This window comes from Enterobacter cloacae (assembly GCF_013375935.1).
Lineage (GTDB): Bacteria > Pseudomonadota > Gammaproteobacteria > Enterobacterales > Enterobacteriaceae > Enterobacter > Enterobacter pasteurii.
In genome coordinates this window covers 3,863,994-3,885,342 of record NZ_CP056117.1, presented here as the reverse complement: position 1 = coordinate 3,885,342, position 21,349 = coordinate 3,863,994, and the positions used below count along the sequence as shown (strand labels likewise).

Sequence of the window (21,349 nt, the reverse complement as noted above, 5' to 3'; positions counted from 1 at the left end):
TTAGCTCCCCGATACGCCTGATTTATCGGCATCGACGCTTACGCTGACGTTAAGCCTTTTCGCTTCCATCGTTATTATTTTTTGAGCAAGATCCTTATTGCCACCGTGCACCCGGTCTATCAGTTTTTGTACGAGTGTCATCATTAAAAACGGCTGATTGGCAGGATAAAAATCAGCCATTTCAATGCCGCGATCCGACAGTTCCCGGTGTGCGTCTTTCTCTGTTTTTTCAATAATGTTAGTTACTTCCTCACTCATTTTATCGATATGGTCGAAGACAATACGATTGATAATGTCAATTTGCTCAGGCGTAAAGGTCTTTGTCATTCGGGCTCACCTTTTAAAGTTATAAGTATCCAGAATGATATCATAGCCTGACCAGGCGCGAATTTTGCCCTGTCTCGCGGGCCTTCTCCGACAGAAATGCAGCTAAACAACTGGTTTTCATGTAAAATTATGATTGATAAAAGAATCATGGAGTCAGGCTTTAATCTGACTACTATTAAAAGCTGGACGTTAAAACACACCCCGTAAGTCAACCTGAGGGCATGCTATGCAGTCTGATATTCTGAATACCGAAGTGACCACCATTGACGGTGAGAAAACCACGCTGGAAGGCTACAAAGGCAAGGTGTTGCTCATCGTTAACGTGGCGTCAAAATGTGGCCTCACGCCGCAGTATGAACAGCTGGAAAATATTCATAAAGCCTGGGAGAAAGACGGCTTTAGCGTGCTGGGTTTCCCGTGCAACCAGTTTCTGGGGCAGGAGCCCGGCAGCGAAGAGGAGATTAAGACCTTTTGCAGCACCACCTATGGCGTGACGTTCCCGATGTTCAGCAAGATTGACGTGAATGGCGACAATCGTCATCCCCTGTATGCCAAACTGGTGGCCGCTGCGCCAGCCGCCGTCGCGCCGGAAGAGAGTGGCTTCTATGAGCGTATGGCGAGTAAAGGCCGCGCGCCGCTCTATCCGGACGATATTCTGTGGAACTTCGAAAAATTCCTGATTGGTCGCGACGGGCAGGTGGTTCAGCGTTTTTCACCTGACATGCCCCCTGAAGATCCTATCGTGATGGAATCTATCAAGCTGGCGCTGGCGAAATAATGACGCTGCTGATGCAGCTCACAGACGTTGCCGACAAGGGACGTCTTGAGCCTGTTACCGCTACGGTCAACGCAGGTGAAATTCTTCACCTGGTTGGGCCAAACGGCGCAGGGAAAAGCACGCTGCTGGCGCGTATGGCGGGGTTAACCTCCGGGCAGGGGGAGATTACCTTTCTCGGGCAATCTCTCGTTGACTGGCAGCCCGCCTCACTCGCTACCCGCCGAAGCTACCTGGTACAGCAGCAGGTAGCGCCCTTTGCGATGCCCGTCTGGCACTACCTGACGCTGCATCTTCCCGATAAGCATCAGGTGGAATTGCTCAACGAGGTTGCTGCGGCGCTCGGGTTAGACGACAAGCTCACCCGTCAGGCCAGCCGGCTTTCCGGCGGTGAGTGGCAGCGCGTGCGGCTGGCCGCCGTCATCCTTCAGGTCCATCCGGCGGGGAATCCTCACGGGCGCTTGCTGCTGCTGGACGAGCCGATGAGCGGGCTGGATGTTGCCCAGCAGGCGGCGCTGGATACCCTGCTCGGCGCGCTCTGCCGCAAGGGCATGACCATTGTGATGAGCAGCCACGATTTAAACCATACCCTGCGCCACGCGCATCGGGTGTGGCTGCTGGCGCGCGGCAGGCTGATTGCCAGCGGGGCGCGGGACAGCGTGCTGACCCCGCCCAATCTGGCGAGCGCCTATCACATGTCGTTCCGGAGGCTGGATATTGAGGGACACAGGATGCTCATTTCCACGGCTCAGGAGTGACCCTCCTTGCACAGCGGCATAGATGCACGCTAAATTACCGAAAGAATAAAAAAAGCAGAGGATTCGTCTGAAATGCGATTCTGGTTTCTCCTTGTTGGCGCGCTATTTCTGGCGGGATGCAGTAGCCATCGTGCTCCTCCGCCTAACCCGCGGCTTTCCGATTCCATAACGGTCATTGCCAGCCTGAACGATCAGCTCAGCAACTGGCGCGGTACACCCTATCGTTACGGCGGCATGAGCCGGGGCGGGGTGGACTGCTCGGGCTTCGTGCTGATGACCTTCCGCGACAAATTTGATTTACAGCTGCCGCGTGAAACGCGGATGCAGGCGGAAATCGGCACCGAAATTGATAAAGACGAGCTCCTGCCCGGCGATCTGGTCTTCTTTAAAACAGGCTCCGGTGAAAATGGCCTGCATGTGGGCATTTATGATACCGACAACCAGTTCATTCACGCCTCAACCAGCCGCGGCGTGATACGCTCCTCTCTCGATAATGTTTACTGGCGAAAAAACTTCTGGCAGGCCAGACGTATTTAACCGGTGAAAGCGATGCAGCTGCTGCGAGCCTGGTGGTGAATAAAAGCGCCAGGCTTTTCTCGCAGTAAGATTAAAGTAAAATTTGTGCCAAATTATTTACCCTGGTAAGTGCCTGTTTTATCTAAAACTGGCTATTATTCACTTTCCAGGATAAAATTATTTTAGATTCAGGGAAAAATCTGAAAATTAATACGGAAAGAATGAAACTAATCTTATTAAAATCAAGACAGTGGAATTGTGCCTGCAATTGCTTCAGGATGTACTCTCTCATCTTTAATGCAGGGCGAGCGCGATGATAATTACGCTAGATAATGCTTACCAGTCTGAACTTTTACTGCTTCCGGCGCGTGATAGTGCAGGTTTGCTTAAAGGTTTAGAAATCGTGGTTAACTTTACTGGCGTAGGTACGGACGTGCGGATCCCTACTGAACTGGTTATCCCGCATCTTTCTAAGGAAGATGAATTAGCCCTGTTTCAGGAAAAACTACAATTACTCGATACCTGTAAGCTATTTTTTATTCAGCATCAGTTAATTGCATGGATCAATATTACACCTGCAACTGTTGAATTTTTATTAACTAATGGGAACGTTGTTTCAATTCTTGAACGTTATCCATTTCTTGAGTTTACTATTAATGAGAACTATCCAGGTTTAAATAACGGGAAAGACGATCCCGACCTGGCAAGAATGGCGATCCATTTCCCCTTAGTGCTGGCTAACTTTGGTGCCGGAGCTGCATCCCTGAAGCCGGTTTATGATGGTTTGTTCAGGCGGGTCATTCTGGATAAGAATTTTATCCAGCAGCGCGTGTCGGCGCTCTCTTTTGAACCGTTTATGCGCGCCATTCTCTGGCAAATCGCGCCGCATTGTCAGTCGGTAATGGTCGCGGGGATTGACGAGCACGGCATATTACAGCGCGTGCTGCCCTTCAATTTTGACGCCATGCAGGGAACCCTGTGGCCTGCCGTCCCGGCAGAGCGGGTTACCACCCTCGTACAGCAATAACCCCTTTCTTCGCCCGTGTTTACGTTCAGGGAAACCCTCTACACTTAAAGCAGGAGGACTTATGACCCTGTCTTTTACTGCTCACTGGCACGATGAACTACCCGGCTTCTACACCGCGCTTAAGCCAACGCCCTTACAGAACGCGCGCCTGATCTGGCATAACGATGCGTTAGCGGACTCGCTCGGTATCCCTTCGGCGCTTTTTCAGCCGGAAAAGGGCGCCGGCGTCTGGGGCGGCGAAACGCTGCTTCCGGGCATGAAGCCGCTGGCCCAGGTGTATAGCGGACATCAGTTTGGCGTCTGGGCAGGGCAACTCGGCGACGGCCGGGGGATCCTGCTGGGCGAACAGCTACTCCCGAACGGCGACACGCTTGACTGGCACCTGAAGGGCGCAGGTCTTACCCCGTATTCCCGCATGGGCGACGGCCGCGCGGTGCTGCGTTCCACCATCCGCGAAGGGCTGGCCTCCGAGGCGATGCACGCGCTGGGTATCCCCACCTCACGGGCGCTGTCGATTGTCACCAGCGATACCCCGGTTGCCCGCGAGACGATGGAGCAGGGGGCGATGCTGATCCGCGTTGCCGGGAGCCACCTGCGCTTCGGCCATTTTGAACACTTCTACTACCGCCGGGAGCCGGACAAGGTTCGCCAGCTTGCCGATTACGCCATTCGCCGCCACTGGCCGCAGCTGCAAAACGAACCGGACCGCTACGTTGCCTGGTTCCGCGATATCGTCGCGCGCACCGCCAGGATGATTGCCCGCTGGCAGGCCGTCGGCTTTGCGCACGGCGTAATGAATACGGACAATATGTCCCTGTTGGGGCTGACGTTTGACTACGGTCCGTACGGCTTCCTTGATGACTATCAGCCGGGCTACGTCTGTAACCACTCGGATTATCAGGGACGTTACCGTTTCGACAATCAGCCCGCGGTGGGGCTGTGGAACCTCCAGCGTCTTGCGCAAAGCCTGTCGCCTTTTATCGACGTCGATGCCCTGAACGATGCCCTCGACGGCTATCAGGAGGTTTTACTGCGGGAATACGGCGCGCTGATGCGCAGCAAGCTGGGGCTCGTGACCCAGGAAAAAGGCGATAACGAGTTACTGAACGGGCTGTTTGCGCTGATGGCGCGCGAGGGCAGCGACTATACCCGCACCTTCCGCATGCTCAGCCAGACCATGCAGCAGAGCGCCGCCTCGCCGCTGCGCGACGAGTTCATCGACAGGCAGGCGTTTGACGACTGGTTTGCCGCCTACCGCGCGCGTTTGCAGCAGGAACAGATTGAAGACGACGTCCGCCAGGCGCAGATGAAGGCGGCGAACCCGGCGATGGTGTTGCGTAACTGGCTGGCGCAGCGAGCAATCGAGCAGGCGGAGCGGGGGGATTATGCCGAGCTGCACCGGCTGCACATCGCGCTGCGCACGCCGTTTGCCGACCGGGACGATGACTACGTCAGCCGCCCGCCGGACTGGGGCAAGCGGCTGGAGGTGAGCTGCTCAAGCTAGGGCGCGAGGAAAACCTGCGGCGCGGCGTGCGTCGGATGTTTGCTGACGTGCACCTGCGCACCGTACCACCGGGCCAGCGCGTCGGCCTGCAAAACCGCCTCCGGCGTTCCCCGGGAGACGATCCGTCCGTCGTGCAACAGCAGGATCCGATCCGCCCATAGCGCGGCAAGATTAAGGTCGTGCAGCACCACGCAGGCGTGGAGGTTGCCCTGTCCGGTCAGCGATTTCAGCAGGCGCAGCAGGTGCTGCTGATGGTAGAGATCCAGCGCCGAGGTGGGTTCATCGAGAAACAGCCAGCCGCGGGGCGTGCCGTCACGCCACAGCTGCGCCAGCGCGCGGGCCAGCTGGACGCGCTGCTGCTCGCCGCCCGAGAGGGCATGATAGCGTCTGCCGGCCAGCGGCATACAGCCCGTCAGGAGCATCACCTCACGCACGATCTCTGGCTCAGGATAACGCGTCCAGGGCGCGCGGCCCATCCCGATTACCGCCTCCACATGCCAGTCAAAGCCAAGCTGCGTCTGCTGACGCATCACCGCCCGGTAGCGGGACAGCGTTTGCGGATCCCATTGGCCGAGGGCTTTCCCCGCCAGCGAGCAGCCCCCGCTGGTGGGCTTCAGGTAGCCGGTCAGCAGCCGCAGCAGCGTGGATTTCCCCGCGCCGTTAGGCCCAATCAGCGTAACCAGCTCTCCCTGCGACAGTGACAGCGAGACGTTCTCAACCAGCGTGCTTCCGGACAGGGAGAACGTCAGGTTTTCAGCCGCATAACGTTCAGCCATGCTGCCCTCCACGACGGAAAATCAACCACAGAAACCAGGGCGCACCGAGAATGCTGGTGAGCAGGCCGACGGGCATTTCAGCCGGGGCCACCAGGGTGCGCGCGACCGTATCGGCCACCAGCAGCAGAATAGCGCCGGCAAGCACCGCGCCGGGAACGGTAGCGCGGTGATCGGCACCCAGCCACATGCGCATCAGGTGCGGCACCACGAGCCCGACAAAGCCGATCACCCCGCTGACGGCGACAGCAGCGGCCACCAGCAGGGCGCTGCACAGCAGTAAGATCCGCTGCACCACCGCAACGTCCACGCCGAGGTAATGTGCTTCCTCTTCGCCAAGCTGGAGGAGGTTTAACGCGCCGGCACAGCGCCAGATCGCAAGAACGGCAGGCACCATCAGCGAGGTCACGGCCAGCAGCGTTGACCACTGCGCCTGGCCGAGGCTGCCCATACCCCAGAGTGAAAGCTGGCGAAGCTGAGCGTCATTACTGACCCACGAAAGCACGCCCACGGCCGCACCGCACAGGGCATTGATGGCAATACCCACCAGCAGCAGGCGAGACAGGGAGCTATGACGCTGCTGGCTGAGCAGGAAGATCGCCCCTGTGGCCGCCAGCGCCCCAATGAATGCCGCCAGCATGGGAGCGTAAAGCATGACCAGCGCGGGCAGCGAGAGCGGGAGAACCACCCACAGGGCGACGGCCAGCGCCGCGCCGCTGCTGATCCCGAGCAGGCCCGGGTCGGCCAGCGGATTGCGAAACAGCCCCTGCATCACGCACCCCGCCAGCGCCAGCGACCCGCCAATCACCAGCGCCAGCAGCACGCGGGGCAGGCGAATGGTCAGCCAGATCTGGCGCAGCGTCTCGTCGCTGCCGCTCCACAGCACGTTCGCCGGCAGGCGTAACGCGCCAAACCCCGTGGCCGTGAAGGTCATGACGGTGAGTAACGCCGCCAGCAGCCACAGGGATAGCGTAACGCGCCGCGACATCAGGGCAGTTGCTCCGCTCTGGCGCGCAGCTGCTGAATGGCCTGCGGCGTGCGCACGCTAAAGCCGAGCAGCGCCATGTCATCGATCGCCAGCACCTGCCGGTGACGTCCTGCCGGGGTTTGCGCCAGGCCGGGTAACTTCCACAGATTCTCTTCACCGCCCAGGGCGTTGACGCCGTCCTGCGAAATCACCACCAGATCCGGCCGGCTGGCGATTACGCCCTCCTGCGAAAGCGGCTGATAGCGGCTAAAGCCCTGCATGGCGTTCTGCAACCCGGCGGCACGTATTGCCGCATCCGCGCCGGTCTGTTGCCCGGCAGCCATCGCGGTCATCCCGCCGTGGTTGAGGATAAACAGCACGCGCTTGTTGAGCGGCGATGACGGCAGCGCCGCCATCGCCTGACGCAGCGAACCGCGCAGGGCTTCACCCTGCTGCTCCCGGTGCGTCGCCTGGGCAATGACCCGCACCTTCTCGTCAATCACGCTCAGGTCGGGACGGCCGGGTACGGTGACCACCCTGACGCGGCTCTGTTCCACCTGCTTCAGCGCCAGGGACGGCTGTGCCTGGTCGCTCGCCAGCACCAGCGTCGGGCGCACGGATAAAATGCCCTCCGCATTGAGCTGGCGCAGATAGCCCACGTCAGGTAGCGCGTCCGCCGCCTGCGGCCACCGGCTGGTGCTGTCGCGCGCAACCAGGGAAGACGCCGCGCCGAGGGCATAGACGATCTCCGTCACGTCGCCGCCAAGGGCGACGATTCGCTCCGGCGCGGCGACGGCGGCCAGCGGCAGGGCGAAGAGCAGGGCAAACCATTTTTTCATGCGGCCAGCCCTTCTGGCGCCAGGGCGTCGATCTGGCTGCGCCACTGGCTTTGCTCCGGCTCGCCTTCGGTACGCTGGCCGTACAGCTGTGCGATTTGCGTACCATCCGCAGCAAACAGCTCCAGGCTGGTGACGTGACCGTCCGCCGTGGGCTTGCGCGTCACCCAGGTCTCCGCGATAGTCTCTTCAAGCAGATGGAGGGTAAAGGTTGGGTTGAAGATGTTCAGCCAGCCCTTCATCGGGACCAGTTTCTCCACCGCGCCGGTGAAAATCTGCACGCAGCCGCGGTTGCCGACAAAGATCATGATCTCGTTACCGTCTCGCCGCGCCGCCTCCAGCAGCTGCGCCAGCGCGCCGTTCTCTACCTTACAGGCCAGGTCGTCGCTCACCAGGCGAAACGCCTGCTGGCGACTCAGGTTGTGGCGCCTGAGCAGGGTGAAGAACTGGTGCACGTCGGTCATGGCGCGCCACTCTTTCTCCACCGTGCCCGCATCAGCCCGTTCCGCGTGAGCGGGGGCGTCGGCCGCTTTCAGCTCCAGCGTGGGGTTATCGGCAAAGATAAAGCGGGTCAGCACGTCGCCCCAGGCGGACAGGTCAGTGTTATCGGTGGTGTAGACCTTCAGCAAAGCGTCGCCCTGACGATCGAAGAACTGAATGCTCTGACGTTCGCCGCGCGGGGTCGTTTCGCTGAGATGAAACGCGCTCGCCCACTGGTTGAGGAACAAACGCAGATCCAGCGCGCGCGGGTTCAGCACCAGCCCGGCATGGCCGCCAAGATGCTGGTTAGTAAACGCCCCGACCTGTTCGTGAACGGCGTATTCGTTACGGCAGATGCACTTTGTTTCGCCCACGGACTCCAGCGCAGCCAGAATGTCGCGCGCTTCACCGCGCAGCCGCCAGGCGTCGTGGCCGACGCGCGCCCGGGCCAGCTCCGCTTCGCGGATGTTCATCAAACCGGCGATGTCGCGCGCGTACTTACCCGGATGCGCTTCTTTTAGCTCAAGCCAGCGTGTGTAGTGACTCATTGTCTTATCCTTCTGAATCGTTGCCCCGAAGGGAATTACCATTGATAACTGACGAAGATCTTGCCGTTGCGGCCATCCTGCGGGATGCCCTGCGGTGACCAGTAGGCTTTGTCAAAGGCGTTCCCCAGCACGAGGGTAGTGGTGATACCTTTGAACTGCTGCTGGCCTTTATAGCTGACGTAGAAATCATTCACCGCATAGCCCGGCTGCTCGCTGTAGCTGCTGCTGACGTGCGTGGAGCGTTCGACGAAGGTGCCGATCCAGCCCACGGAGAAGCCGCTTTGCGCCACCGGAACGTCCAGCTTGCTGGTAACGGTGTCCGGGTTAATGCTGGAGATATACTCGCCCGTGCCGGTGTCCTTGCCGCGCGTGCGGTTGTAGGCCACGTCGAGGTTGAACAGGTCGGTCGAGTAGGTCGCCATCATGTCCCAGCCCCATATTTTGGCGTCAGGCACGTTATAGGACATGGTCGTGGCCGCCGCAAAATTGACGGTGGTGGAGATGTAATCTTTCGCTTTGGTGTCGAAGTAGCTGGCTTTGAACTCCAGCGCGTCGTTGGCGAGCATCAGGTCGTCGAAGCGCAGCCCAAAACCGAACTCCTGGGTTTCGTTGGTTTCAGGCCGCAGGTTCGGGTTTGGCACCCAGTAGTTGGTGTAGAAGCTGCCAATAGAGAAGTGCTTCGAGTCGTTATACATTTCGCCCATGGTCGGCGCGCGGAAGGCCTGCGCGTAAGAGCCGAACAGCATCAGCCAGTCGGCAGGGCTCACGGTTATCCCGGCGCGCGACGACCACTTATCCGCGTTCACGTCGGCGTAACCGTCGCTGCTGCCGCGGTAGTTGTCGTAACGCGTACCGCCGAGAAGCGTGACCGGCAGGTCGCGAAGGGTGATCTCATCCTGCAGCCAGCCGGAGCTAAAGTCGATCTTCGCGTCCGGGAAGCCGGTGGTCGCGCCGCCGGGACGTTGTTCCTGACGGTAGTATTCGCCCCCGTAGGTCAGAAGGTGCGAGGCGAAGGAGTCGCTGAACAGGCGGGTGCGGTTTTCCACTTTGCCGCCTTTGGTGGTCTGCTTGCGGAACTCGCCGCTGCTGTCGATGTTCTGGGCGTTAATTCGCGCTTCGGACCAGTAAATTTTCGCATCGGCGTTCAGCCAGTCGTTTCCGGCCGGGGCGATGCGGTAGCCAAGCTGGGCATCGCGCTGGATGGTAGAGCGATCGGTCATCGGGTTACTGCTGCTGGCGTCCGTGGTTTGCGGGTTTTTCGGCTCCCGCGCGTCGTTGTTGTAGTAGCGCAGCGAGCCGCTCAGCGTCTGGGCCGGATCGATTTTCCAGCTTCCCTTCGCCAGCATATTGTTAATGGACTCGTCGTTTGGCGCGGTTGCGCCGTCGCTCTGGCGAATGTCGCCGCGATCGCGGCTGGACCAGGAGACCAGCCCATCCAGCGTGTCGGTGCGGCCATAGGCGCTGGCCCCCATCCCGATGCTGCGATCGCCCGTCGCGCCGGTCCCGAATACGCGGTAGCCGCTGTTTTTGCCGGCCTCCAGCAGATCGCTGGCGTCGGCGGTGTCATAGGAAATCACGCCTCCCAGCGCGCCGCTGCCGTACAGCAGCGCGGAAGGGCCGCGCACCACCTCGATACGTTTGATCAGCGCCGGGTCAAGGAACGTGCTGTTCAGGTGTCCGGTGTCGGTGCCCTGGCGCACGCCGTCCACCAGCACCAGCACGCCGCGGCGGTCGTAGCCCCTGAGGTTGACGTCCTGGCCGTTGGTGCGTCCGGTGCCGTCCAGCGTCAGGCCGGGTACCCTGCGCAGCAGGTCGGCGGCAGAGCTGGTGGTCTGGTTTTCCGGCGCGGTGGCGTCGATGACGCTCACCATCATCGGGGCTTCAAAGGCGCTGCGGGCATTGCCGGTGGCGGTTACGGTGATATCGTCCGCGGCGGCAGACGCAACGCCCGGCAGGGTGCTGACAATCGCCAGCGCCAGAAGCGACGGGCGTAAAGACGCGGATTGCAGGTGTGGCATAGCAACTCTCCATAAGAATTGAAAAGCGCTGGCTGCCTGGGGATCACCTGGGTGGCTGGCGAAGGTTGTTCTGGTTTATTTAGTCAGGATCAGCTTTCCGGCATTGGTCTGGCGCAACAGGTAGTGTTGCCCGTCATGCTCGATAATCACCCGGCCCGCTTCACCGAGCAGGCTCTTACTGTCGATGCGGCGATCGCCGGGAGCAGGGGATGGCGCTGTGTGTGCTTTAGGTTGCGTTGCCGTGCTGTTATCTGTGGGTGACATAATGTTTATAAATAACAATCAATATAACAATGATAATCATTATCAATAAACTGTATTTTCACAGCAAGCATTTTTGTGAAAATTGTGTGACGGGATCAAATTTGGGGGAGGAGATGCGGCCTGATGCCCTCACCCCAACCCTCTCCCACGGGGAGAGGGAGAAGGGTGTTAAGCATAGCCGCCACCCGGCAAGGGTTTAAAATCGAGAATCAACCGCCGCAGCCAGCTTCTCCAGCAGCAGCTCGCTGTCTTCCCAGCTCAGGCACGGGTCGGTAATCGACTGGCCGTACACCATCTGCTGACCGGCCACGATCTTCTGGGTGCCTTCCTTGATAAAGCTCTCCGCCATAATCCCCGCAATGGCGGTCGAGCCGCTGCGGATCTGCTGGCAGATCTCATCGCAGACGTCCAGCTGGCGGCGGTGCTGTTTCTGGCAGTTGCCGTGGCTGAAGTCCACCACCAGGTGCTCCGGCAGGTCAAATTCCGCCAGCGTTTCGCAGGCGGCGGCGATATCCTGCGCGTGGTAATTCGGTTTTTTACCGCCGCGCATGATGATGTGCCCGTACGGGTTGCCGCTGGTCTGGTAGATGGTCATCTGACCGTTTTTATCCGGCGAGAGGAACATATGGCTGGCGCGCGCCGCGCGGATCGCATCCACCGCGATACGGGTATTGCCGTCGGTACCGTTCTTGAAGCCCACCGGGCAGGAGAGAGCCGATGCCATTTCACGGTGGATCTGGCTTTCGGTCGTGCGGGCGCCAATCGCCCCCCAGCTGATGAGGTCGGCGATAAACTGCCCGGTCACCATATCCAGAAATTCGGTGGCGGTCGGCACGCCCAGCTCGTTGACCTGCAGCAGCAGCCTGCGCGCCAGGGCAATCCCGTGGTTCACCCGATAGCTGCCGTTAAGATCGGGATCGGAAATTAACCCTTTCCAGCCCACGACGGTTCGCGGTTTTTCAAAGTAGGTGCGCATCACGATCTCAAGGCGATCCTGATACTTCTCACGCAGCGCCTGAAGGCGTTTGGCATAATCGACTGCCGCATCCAGATCGTGAATGGAGCAGGGGCCAATCACGACCAGGAGACGCTTGTCTTCACCATTGAGTATTTTTTCGATACGGCGACGGGAGGCCGTCACGTGTTCCGCAACCTCTGCGGAGACGGGGTGCAGCCGGGCCAGTTCAGCCGGTGTGACCAGGCTATCAATGCGCGCAGTGCGCAGTTCGTCGGTTTTGTTCATGGAATGTCTCAGAAATTTTTTGCTTCATCGGCAGACTACCGGGAAGTGATGGGCATCACCTTAAACCAATCCCTGCTGATTTCAAGTTCGGGGCGCGCCGCCCCGGGAATAAGCAGCATAATAACTGAAACTGGATTAATGTACTAGCATATTAGTACATGCGGCGGTTCAGACCCATAATATCGAGGATCTTGGTGGCAATTTCTTCTACCGAATAGTTGGTGCTGTTCAGCCACGGGATCTGATTTTTCCGGTACAGCGCTTCCACTTCGGAGACCTCCATTCGACACTGGCGCATCGACGCGTAGCGGCTGTTCTCCCGGCGCTCCTCGCGGATCGCCGCCAGCCGTTCCGGGTTGATGGTCAGGCCAAACAGCTTGTGCTGGAGCGGCTTGAGCGCGGCGGGCAGCACCAGGTTGTCCATGTCATCGGCAATAAAGGGATAGTTAGCGGCGCGAATGCCAAACTGCATCGCCAGGTAGAGGCTGGTAGGCGTTTTACCGCAGCGCGATACGCCGAGCAAAATGACCTGCGCCTGATCCAGATTACGCAGCGAGATCCCGTCGTCGTGCGCCAGGGTGTAGTCAATGGCGGCAATGCGGGCATCGTATTTAGTCAGGTTTCCGGGGTTCAGCCCGTGGGTACGGTGGGCAATCGGCGTCGGGTCGAGCTTCAGCTCGCTTTGCAGCGGCGCAACCAGCGCCTGCACGATATCCTGACAGAAGCCTTCGCTTTGCAGAATGATGTTGCGGATCTCGGGAATCACGATGGAGTAGAACACCAGCGGGCGAACGCCGGTCTGCTGGTAAATGGCGTCAATCTGGTCCTTCACCGCCCTGGCCCGGCTCTCGTTTTCCACAAACGGCAGCGTGATGCTGTTTATCGACACCGGGAATTGCGACATCACCGCGTGTCCCAGCACCTCGGCGGTGATCGCCGTCCCATCAGAAATATAAAAAACGTGGCGATCGACAGCATTATCCATTTTATCCACCCTGAATAGCGTACGTAATTGCCTGAAAGCATAAATTAAAAAAGTTAATTGCACAGCAAAGAACTTATCCGAATTTAAAATGAAATGGTATTTTTGATTTTCCTGAAAAGTGGATTTCATTTTATGAATAGCGGCTTTATTTCTATGGTTTTTGGCGGAATCTATAGGAATCATCGGGTTAGCGAGTGCAGGGAAAGTGTCCGAAAAGTTGAAAATTTAAATTGCTTACACGATTCACCGTTTTTTTAGCGGAAATAATTATGCCAGTATAAATACGTAGTCAGGTGTTTCTTACTCCGATCAAATATCACAAAAGGATTGTTTCGATGTCCAACAATGGCTCGTCACCGCTGGTGCTTTGGTATAACCAACTCGGCATGAATGATGTAGACAGAGTTGGGGGCAAAAATGCCTCCCTGGGTGAAATGATTGCAAATCTGTCCGGTATGGGTGTCTCCGTACCTAACGGGTTTGCCACAACCGCCGACGCGTTTAACCTGTTTTTAGACCAGAGCGGTGTAAACCAGCGCATTTACGACCTGCTGGATAAAACGGATATTGATGACGTAACCGAGCTTGCCAAAGCCGGTGCGCAAATCCGCCAGTGGATTATCGACACACCTTTCCAGCCGGAACTGGAAAAAGCCATTCACGACGCGTACAACCAGCTCTCCGCTGACGATGCGCAGGCCACCTTTGCCGTGCGCTCTTCCGCCACCGCGGAGGATATGCCGGATGCTTCATTCGCCGGGCAGCAGGAAACCTTCCTCAACGTCCAGGGCTATGATGCGGTGCTGGTGGCGGTGAAGCACGTCTTTGCCTCGCTGTTTAACGACCGCGCCATCTCCTATCGCGTGCATCAGGGCTATGACCATCGCGGCGTTGCGCTCTCTGCCGGCGTGCAGCGCATGGTGCGCTCCGACGTGGGCTCCTCCGGCGTGATGTTCTCCATCGATACGGAATCCGGCTTCGACCAGGTGGTGTTCATCACCTCCGCGTGGGGCCTGGGTGAAATGGTGGTGCAGGGGGCCGTGAACCCTGACGAATTTTACGTGCATAAACCAACGCTGGCGGCCAATCGTCCGGCGGTGGTGCGCCGTACCATGGGCTCGAAAAAAATCCGCATGATCTATGCCCCTACCCAGGAGCATGGCAAGCAGGTGAAAATTGAAGATGTGCCGCAGGAGCAGCGCGATCGCTTCTCCCTGACCGATGCCGAAGTGGAAGAGCTGGCGAAGCAGGCGGTGCAGATTGAAAAACACTACGGCCGTCCGATGGACATCGAGTGGGCGAAAGATGGTAACACCGGCAAGCTGTTTATCGTGCAGGCGCGCCCGGAAACCGTCCGTTCACGCGGTCAGGTAATGGAGCGCTACACGCTTCATTTGCAGGGTAAAATCGTCGCCGAAGGTCGCGCTATCGGACATCGCATTGGTGCCGGTCCGGTGAAGGTGATCCACGACATCAGCGAAATGAACCGTATCCAGCCCGGCGACGTGCTGGTCACCGACATGACCGACCCGGACTGGGAACCGATCATGAAGAAGGCGGCGGCTATCGTCACCAACCGCGGTGGCCGTACCTGCCACGCGGCTATCATCGCACGCGAGCTGGGGATCCCGGCGGTGGTCGGCTGTGGCGATGCCACCGAACGCATGAAGGATGACCAGAAGGTTACGGTGTCCTGCGCAGAAGGCGATACCGGCTACGTGTACGCCGATATTCTCGACTTTAGCGTGAAAAGCTCCAGCGTGGACACCATGCCGGATCTGCCGCTGAAGATCATGATGAACGTAGGTAACCCGGACCGCGCGTTTGACTTTGCCTGCCTGCCGAACGAAGGCGTAGGCCTGGCGCGTCTGGAATTTATCATCAACCGCATGATCGGGGTGCACCCGCGCGCGCTGCTGGAATTCGACGACCAGGACGCGAAGCTGCAAAACGAAATCCGCGAGATGATGAAGGGTTACGACTCGCCGAAAGAGTTTTATGTCGGTCGCCTGACGGAAGGGATTGCCACCCTCGGCGCGGCCTTCTATCCGAAACGCGTGATCGTGCGTCTGTCGGACTTTAAGTCCAACGAATACGCTAACCTGGTGGGCGGCGAGCGCTACGAGCCGGAAGAAGAGAACCCGATGCTCGGCTTCCGCGGGGCAGGCCGTTACGTGTCGGAAAGCTTCCGCGACTGCTTCGCGCTGGAGTGCGAGGCGGTGAAGCGCGTGCGCAACGACATGGGGCTGACCAACGTGGAGATCATGATCCCGTTCGTGCGTACCGTGGAACAGGCGAAAGCGGTGGTGGACGAGCTGGCGCGTCAGGGGCTGAAGCGCGGCGAGAACGGGCTGAAGATCATCATGATGTGTGAAATTCCGTCTAACGCCCTGCTGGCCGAGCAGTTCCTGGAGCACTTCGACGGCTTCTCCATTGGCTCGAACGACATGACGCAGCTGGCGCTCGGCCTGGACCGCGACTCCGGCGTGGTCTCTGAGCTGTTCGACGAGCGTAACGAGGCGGTGAAGGCGCTGCTCTCCATGGCGATTCGTGCGGCGAAGAAGCAGGGTAAATACGTGGGCATCTGCGGTCAGGGCCCATCCGACCATGAGGACTTTGCGGCCTGGCTGATGGAAGAGGGGATCGATAGCCTCTCCCTGAACCCGGATACCGTGGTGCAGACCTGGCTGAGCCTGGCAGAGCTGAACAAGTAAGGCCTTCTTAACCTGAATAAGGCGAGGATATATGTCCTCGCCTTTTTTATTTTCCTGCGAATATGCTCACCATCACAAATAATACAAAAAACCAAATATCATAATTTATCTGTTAATTTAGACAATTGTTAGCGAGCAATGCGTTGCTAATACTTGAGCCTTACCGCGTACCGCCTTCGGGACGATATGCAACTGGTTGAAATACGTTTTAACCTGATAAAAAGGCAAATAACAATGACAATCTCCTCTGTACTGCGTACCAAAGATAAAATAGGTTATGGCTTAGGTGATATGGCCAGCGCGCTGGTCTGGCAAACGGCAACGTTATTTCTCGCTTATTTCTATACGGACGTATTCGGTTTACCCGCGGCCATTATGGGCACCATGTTTTTAGTGGTGCGCGTGGTCGATGCCTTTGTCGATCCCTGTATTGGCGCGCTGGTGGATCGGACGCAGACCCGCCACGGCCGTTTTCGCCCCTGGCTGCTGTGGTTTGCCATTCCGTTTGGCGTAAGCTGCCTTATTACCTTCTATGTGCCGGATGCCGGGGATACGGCAAAAATTGTCTACGCCTGCGTAACGTACGCCATCCTGAGCCTGATCTACTCCGCGATTAACGTGCCCTATTGCGCTATGCCCGGCGCGCTGACGCTCGACCCGCGCGAGCGCCATTCGCTGCAATCCTGGCGCTTTGGCCTGTCGTTTATCGGCGGGCTGATTGTGACGGTTATCGCGCTGCCGCTGGTCTCTTTATTAGGTCAGGGCAACGTGCAGAAAGGCTATTTCTATGCCATGAGCCTGATGGGGCTGCTGGGCATTGTTTTATTCTTCTGCTGCTTCTTTATGACCCGGGAGCGTTACTCGCCGCGTAATGATACCTTCGGCTCGATGCTGACGGATTTAAAACTGCTGGCCGGTAACAGCCAGTGGCGAATTGTTTTTGTCTTTAATATTTTACTGTTAACCGCCGTCGTGACGCGCGGCTCCGCCACGATGTATTACGTTAACTATGTTCTGCTGCGCCCGGAGCTGGTCTTTGCCTTTATTGTTTCAGGCATGGTGGCCTCCCTGAGCGGGGCATTATTATCGGAACGCCTGCTGGGGAAATTTGACCGCGTTCGCGCCTACCAGTGGACCATTATTTCCTTCGTTATTTTTGGCGCACTGATTTTCTTCATTCCCCCTTCTCAGGTGTGGCTGATATTCGGACTGAATATTGTCTTTAGCTTTATTCAGAACCTGACCACGCCGCTGCAATGGACCATGTTCTCAGACGTGGTGGATTACGAAGAGCATCGTAGCGGCCGCCGTCTGGACGGGCTGGTCTTTTCTACCGCACTGTTTGCCATCAAGTTTGGCCTGGCGCTGGGCGGTGCCGTGGTCGGCTGGGTGCTCGGCATGGTGGACTACGCGCCGGGGCAGGCAAATCAGGCGCCCCACGTGCTCGCCACCATCAACGCGCTGTTCACCCTGATCCCCTGCGCGCTGTTCCTCTGCATGGTGGCGCTCCTTGCCGTCTACAAACTCAACAGCAGGCTGGTGGATTCCATTGCCCGTGAGCTGGCCAGCAGGCGCGACATTCGAAACGATGCGGGGCAGCCCAGCCCGGCAACCCAATCCGCACTACAGGAGTAAACCATGACTGTGATCTACAAGGACGCGGGACGTCCCGTACACGAGCGCGTCGCCGATTTGCTGGCGCGCATGACGCCGGAAGAGAAATTTGCCCAGATGCACGCGCACTGGCTGATCCTTGACGAAAGCGGCAACCACCGCGAGCGCAGCGACTTAAGCGACGAGTTTGCAGGCGTAAGCGAACAGGCGTCGCTTGGCGAAAGGCTGAAGCTGGGCGTGGGTCAGATCACCCGTCCGCTCGGGACGCACATTGTGGATGCGAAAACCGGCGTGCGTGCCGCCAATCGCCTGCAGCGAATGATGATGGAAGAGACGCGGCTCGGCATTCCGGCGCTGTTTCACGAGGAGTGCCTGGTGGGGCTGCTGTGCAAAGGGGCGACGCTGTTTCCGTCCTCGCTGAACTACGGTTCAACATGGGCTCCGGCGCTGGTGCAGCGCGCGGCGGAGCAGATTGGCAAAGAGGCCCGTTCCGTCGGCTGTCAGCAGGGGCTGGCCCCGGTGCTGGACGTCTCCCGCGACGTGCGCTGGGGGCGCACGGAGGAGACCTTCGGTGAAGATCCGTGGCTGGTCGGCGTAATGGCCACGGCGTACGTAAAAGGCCTGCAGGGCGATAAGCGCGATCTGCTCGCGACCCTGAAACACTACGTCGGCCACTCCTTCAGCGAAGGGGCGCGCAACCACGCGCCGGTCCATCTCGGCTTTAGCGAACTCAATGATACCTTCCTGCTGCCGTTTGAAATGGCGGTTAAGCTGGCAAACGCCGGTTCGGTGATGCCTGCCTATCACGATATTGATAATCAGCCCGGGCACAGCGACCATTTCCTGCTGACTACCGTGCTGCGCGAACGGTGGGGCTTCGACGGCATTATCGTGGCGGACTACGGCGGCGTGAGCCTGCTGCACCAGCACCACGGCATTTCTCACGATCCGGCGGAATCGGCGGCGCTGGCCTTCAACGCCGGGCTGGATGTGGAACTGCCGAAGGATGACTGCGCGCGCCATCTGGCGGAGGCGCTAGAGCGCGGGCTGATCTCAATGGACAAGGTGGACGAGATTGTGGCGCGGGTGCTGGGTGAAAAATTCCGCCTCGGGCTGTTTGAAAACCCGTACGCCGATGAAGACGGTATCGATTTGCAGAACGAGGCGACCCGACGGGTGGCGCGTGACGTTGCCACCGCATCAATAACGCTGCTGGAAAATAACGGCATTTTGCCGCTCAGCGGAAAACCGCGGGTAGCGGTGGTGGGGCCAACGGCAGACGATCCGCTGGCGCTGCTGAGCGGCTACAGCTTTCCGGTTCACCTGATCATCAGCGATATGGTTGAAGAGACCTCACAGGTAACGACGCCGCGCGCGGCGCTGGAGCAGTATCTTGGCGCATCGCAGGTTCGTTACGCGAAAGGGTGTCACATTATCGAAAAACGGATGGCGGGGGCGCCGGTATTTCCGGGCGACAGCGGCGGTAAACCGATGCAGCAATCGCCGGTTTCCCGACGCACGGACCTGATCCCCGAGGCCGTAAGCGCGGCAAAAGAGAGTGACGTGGTGATAGCCTGCGTCGGCGATCTCGCCGGGCTATTCCAGAGCGGCACCGTGGGGGAAGGCTCGGATACGGATTCGCTAAACCTGCCGGGCGTTCAGCAGCAGCTGCTTGACGCGCTGGTGGCAACCGGCAAACCGGTGATCGTCGCCATGACCGGCGGACGTCCCTATAACCTCCAGGGGCTGGAGGATAAGGTAGCCGCGCTGATGATGGCATGGGCGCCGGGGCAGGAAGGGGGCTGGGCGATTGCCGATGTGCTGACCGGGCGCGCCGAACCGCAGGGCAGGCTGGTGGTGAGCGTACCGAAAAGCGCCGGCGCGATGCCGTATTACTACAACCACAAGCTCAAAAGCGGCGGCACGCCGTTTGCGTTCCATTTCGGCGCGCGCTACCCGTTTGGCTTCGGCCTCGGCTGGACGCGGTTCCGCTGGGGAGCGGCGCGCCTGGCGGAAAGCCGCGTCCCCGTTAGCGCAGAGGTGACGTTAAGCGTGGATATCACCAATACCGGCGAGCGCAGCGGCAGCGAAGTGGTGCAGGTGTATGTGCGCGATAAGGTCGCCACGCAGGTTCGCCCGCTTCAGGAGCTAAAGGCCTTCCAGCGCGTCACCCTTTCCCCGGGAGAAACCGCCACGCTGACGTTTACCCTGCCCGTGGAGATGTTCAACTTCACGCGCCGTGACGGGAAGCGAATCGTCGAGCCCGGGGAGTTTGAGCTACAGGTTGGCGCATCCTCAGCGGATATTCGCGAGGTGGTGACGGTGCAGGTGACCGGGGAGACGCGGGAGCTGGCGGGAGAGTGGCAGATGCTCAGCCGCTGCGATATCACGCGCGCCTGAACGTAAAAAGGATAAAAAAAAGCCCATCGTGGGAGATGGGCAAAGACTACACACAGCAATTCGTTGTTTCACTCAGGGGATTTCCATGCTTATAAATCAAGGTGTTGATTTATAACCGTGTCCTAATAGTAGGCATGGCAACTTTTTGAGTCGATCGGATTCGTCTCAATAGTTAAAGAGAGGTAAAGATTTCTTGAGGATAACGGTGCTATCAGGCGCGAAAAGGCGGTTCTGACCAGTGAGCAGAGATTAAATAGTTTAGCGTTGTTTAAGTGTTGTGGGGGAATGTGTAGGCCGGGTGGCACAATACCGCCCGGCAAAACCCTTACTGCGCGTTCTTGTCTTCCAGCTCTTCAAGTTCGCTTAAGATGACGTCCGGATCGGTTCCCGGCGGCGGCACCTCATGCACCCAGGCGGAGAAGAGTCGCCACGTCACCGCGAGCAGAACCGGACCGATGAACAGGCCAATCATGCCGAAGGCAATTAACCCCCGATAACCCCGGACAGGATCAGGATCAGCGGCAGGTCGGCCCCCATGCGGATGAGGAGCGGACGGATGACGTTGTCCATGGTGCCCACCACGCAGCTCCAGACCAGCAGCACCGTGCCCCACGTGGTGTCACCCGACCAGTAAAGCCAGATGATGCTGGGAACCAGCACCAGCAGCGGGCCAAGCTGCGCGAGGCAGGTCATCAGCATGATGACGGTGAAAAGCGTGGCGTACGGCACGCCGGAAATCGCCAGACCTATACCGCCCAGCACGGCCTGCACCAGCGCCGTCACCACCACGCCCAGCGCAACCGCGCGCACGGCCTGCGCGGCCAGCAGCACCGCCGCGTCGCCGCGTTTACCCGCCAGTCGGGTGGCGAAATGACGCACGCCCAGCGCAACCTGCTCGCCGCGCCAGTAGAGCAGGGCGCTAAAGACCAGCATCAGCGCACAGTGCATCATAAAGCGGCCAACGTGGGCGGCCTGACCCACAAACCAGGTGGTGGTCGTGCCGATGTACGGACGCACTTTCGCCATCAGGGCGCTGCCGCCCATCTCCAGCAGGCCGTGCCAGCCGCTGTACAGCTTTGCGCCCACCACAGGAATGCTGTTCAGCCACGCGAGATCGGGCAGGGTCATGTCCCCGCTGGTGACCGCGCGAATGACCGGGCCGCTGGTATCCACCAGGCTGTTCACCAGCAGCGCAACGGGAATGATAAACAGCAGGAACAGCAGCAGCGTCATCACCAGCACGGCGAGGCCGCGACGACCAAACAGCAGCTTCTGCAAGCGTAAGAGTAAAGGCCAGGTGGCGACGACCACGGTAGCGGCCCACGCAAAGCCGAGCACGAAGGGCCGAACAATCCACAGACACGCAATAATCATGAGGGCCAGGAACAGCACCGACAGTAAAATTTGCGCAACATCCCTGGGCTGGCGAAGGTTGACCATAAATAAAACTTTCCTTAAAAGAACGCCAGCCTGGCTGGCGGGAACGTAAACCGCATCTCTTTAATCATTAATGATCTCAGCGATTTTTGACAGGCGAATTCTGCCTGTAATTCTGCTGAGCGTATAAGAAAAAAATGTGATAAAAAGTTGTGATACAACG

At 58.8% G+C, this 21,349-nt stretch carries 17 protein-coding genes, 1 other RNA gene and 1 pseudogene; 8 read left to right on the top strand and 11 right to left on the bottom strand.

From position 1 onward, the window contains the following. A complete protein-coding gene (locus HWQ14_RS18205; RefSeq protein ID WP_176610563.1) occupies window positions 1-327 on the bottom strand; it encodes a nitroreductase in 327 nt (108 codons plus the stop codon). Between the two features lie 226 nt (window positions 328-553). On the opposite strand from HWQ14_RS18205, the gene HWQ14_RS18200 reads away from it, so the two are divergent. The 5 genes from HWQ14_RS18200 to selO all read left to right on the top strand — a co-directional run bounded on the left by HWQ14_RS18200 (window position 554) and on the right by selO (window position 4,907). Further along, on the top strand, window positions 554-1,105 hold the full coding sequence (locus HWQ14_RS18200) for a glutathione peroxidase (RefSeq protein ID WP_176610562.1): 552 nt from the start codon (window positions 554-556) through the stop codon (window positions 1,103-1,105). After that, window positions 1,105-1,860, top strand: coding sequence for a vitamin B12 ABC transporter ATP-binding protein BtuD (gene btuD / locus HWQ14_RS18195; RefSeq protein ID WP_176610561.1), 756 nt, complete (start codon window positions 1,105-1,107; stop codon window positions 1,858-1,860). The genes HWQ14_RS18200 and btuD overlap by 1 nt, the downstream gene beginning before the upstream one ends. Before the next feature lie 72 nt (window positions 1,861-1,932). Next, window positions 1,933-2,397, top strand: coding sequence for a C40 family peptidase (locus tag HWQ14_RS18190; protein WP_148419040.1), 465 nt, complete (start codon window positions 1,933-1,935; stop codon window positions 2,395-2,397). A gap of 292 nt (window positions 2,398-2,689) precedes the next feature. Then, window positions 2,690-3,403, top strand: coding sequence for an EAL domain-containing protein (locus HWQ14_RS18185; RefSeq protein WP_176610560.1), 714 nt, complete (start codon window positions 2,690-2,692; stop codon window positions 3,401-3,403). Window positions 3,404-3,464: 61 nt separating this feature from the next. After that, window positions 3,465-4,907, top strand: a complete 1,443-nt coding sequence (gene selO / locus HWQ14_RS18180; protein ID WP_176610559.1) for a protein adenylyltransferase SelO — start codon at window positions 3,465-3,467, stop codon at window positions 4,905-4,907. Here selO and HWQ14_RS18175 read toward each other — a convergent pair. The 8 genes from HWQ14_RS18175 to ppsR all read right to left on the bottom strand — a co-directional run bounded on the left by HWQ14_RS18175 (window position 4,904) and on the right by ppsR (window position 13,021). Continuing rightward, window positions 4,904-5,683 carry a heme ABC transporter ATP-binding protein gene (locus HWQ14_RS18175; RefSeq protein WP_176610558.1) on the bottom strand — a complete coding sequence of 260 codons (780 nt, stop codon included), beginning with the start codon at window positions 5,681-5,683 and terminating at the stop codon, window positions 4,904-4,906. The genes selO and HWQ14_RS18175 overlap by 4 nt on opposite strands. Next, complete coding sequence (locus tag HWQ14_RS18170) at window positions 5,676-6,668, bottom strand: FecCD family ABC transporter permease (protein WP_176610557.1); 993 nt, start codon at window positions 6,666-6,668, stop codon at window positions 5,676-5,678. Before HWQ14_RS18170 ends, HWQ14_RS18175 begins: the two co-directional genes overlap by 8 nt. After that, a complete protein-coding gene (locus HWQ14_RS18165) occupies window positions 6,668-7,486 on the bottom strand; it encodes a heme/hemin ABC transporter substrate-binding protein (protein WP_148419030.1) in 819 nt (272 codons plus the stop codon). Before HWQ14_RS18165 ends, HWQ14_RS18170 begins: the two co-directional genes overlap by 1 nt. After that, window positions 7,483-8,511, bottom strand: a complete 1,029-nt coding sequence (gene chuS / locus HWQ14_RS18160) for a hematinate-forming heme oxygenase ChuS (protein ID WP_176610556.1) — start codon at window positions 8,509-8,511, stop codon at window positions 7,483-7,485. The genes HWQ14_RS18165 and chuS overlap by 4 nt, the downstream gene beginning before the upstream one ends. Before the next feature lie 35 nt (window positions 8,512-8,546). Next, a complete protein-coding gene (locus tag HWQ14_RS18155; RefSeq protein ID WP_176610555.1) occupies window positions 8,547-10,529 on the bottom strand; it encodes a TonB-dependent hemoglobin/transferrin/lactoferrin family receptor in 1,983 nt (660 codons plus the stop codon). Window positions 10,530-10,604: 75 nt separating this feature from the next. Then, complete coding sequence (gene hemP / locus HWQ14_RS18150) at window positions 10,605-10,793, bottom strand: hemin uptake protein HemP (protein WP_148419024.1); 189 nt, start codon at window positions 10,791-10,793, stop codon at window positions 10,605-10,607. Between the two features lie 196 nt (window positions 10,794-10,989). After that, complete coding sequence (gene aroH / locus HWQ14_RS18145; RefSeq protein ID WP_176610554.1) at window positions 10,990-12,036, bottom strand: 3-deoxy-7-phosphoheptulonate synthase AroH; 1,047 nt, start codon at window positions 12,034-12,036, stop codon at window positions 10,990-10,992. Between the two features lie 151 nt (window positions 12,037-12,187). Next, a complete protein-coding gene (gene ppsR, locus HWQ14_RS18140; protein ID WP_023620693.1) occupies window positions 12,188-13,021 on the bottom strand; it encodes a posphoenolpyruvate synthetase regulatory kinase/phosphorylase PpsR in 834 nt (277 codons plus the stop codon). 335 nt (window positions 13,022-13,356) lie between these two features. On the opposite strand from ppsR, the gene ppsA reads away from it, so the two are divergent. The 3 genes from ppsA (at window position 13,357) to HWQ14_RS18125 (ending at window position 19,749) form a co-directional block, all read left to right on the top strand. Next, window positions 13,357-15,735 (top strand): phosphoenolpyruvate synthase, encoded by a 2,379-nt coding sequence (gene ppsA / locus HWQ14_RS18135; RefSeq protein WP_176610553.1) that lies wholly within the window; start codon window positions 13,357-13,359, stop codon window positions 15,733-15,735. A gap of 234 nt (window positions 15,736-15,969) precedes the next feature. Further along, a complete protein-coding gene (locus HWQ14_RS18130) occupies window positions 15,970-17,370 on the top strand; it encodes an MFS transporter (RefSeq protein WP_176610552.1) in 1,401 nt (466 codons plus the stop codon). Between the two features lie 3 nt (window positions 17,371-17,373). Continuing rightward, a complete protein-coding gene (locus HWQ14_RS18125) occupies window positions 17,374-19,749 on the top strand; it encodes a glycoside hydrolase family 3 N-terminal domain-containing protein (RefSeq protein ID WP_176610551.1) in 2,376 nt (791 codons plus the stop codon). An 11-nt stretch (window positions 19,750-19,760) separates the two neighbouring features. Here the strand turns inward: HWQ14_RS18125 and rprA are convergent. Together rprA and ydiK are read right to left on the bottom strand one after the other, a co-directional pair. After that, window positions 19,761-19,868, bottom strand: an RNA gene (rprA, locus tag HWQ14_RS18120) — antisense sRNA RprA. 206 nt (window positions 19,869-20,074) lie between these two features. Further along, window positions 20,075-21,189: pseudogene (ydiK, locus tag HWQ14_RS18115) on the bottom strand (AI-2E family transporter YdiK). Window positions 21,190-21,349 lie beyond the last annotated feature (160 nt).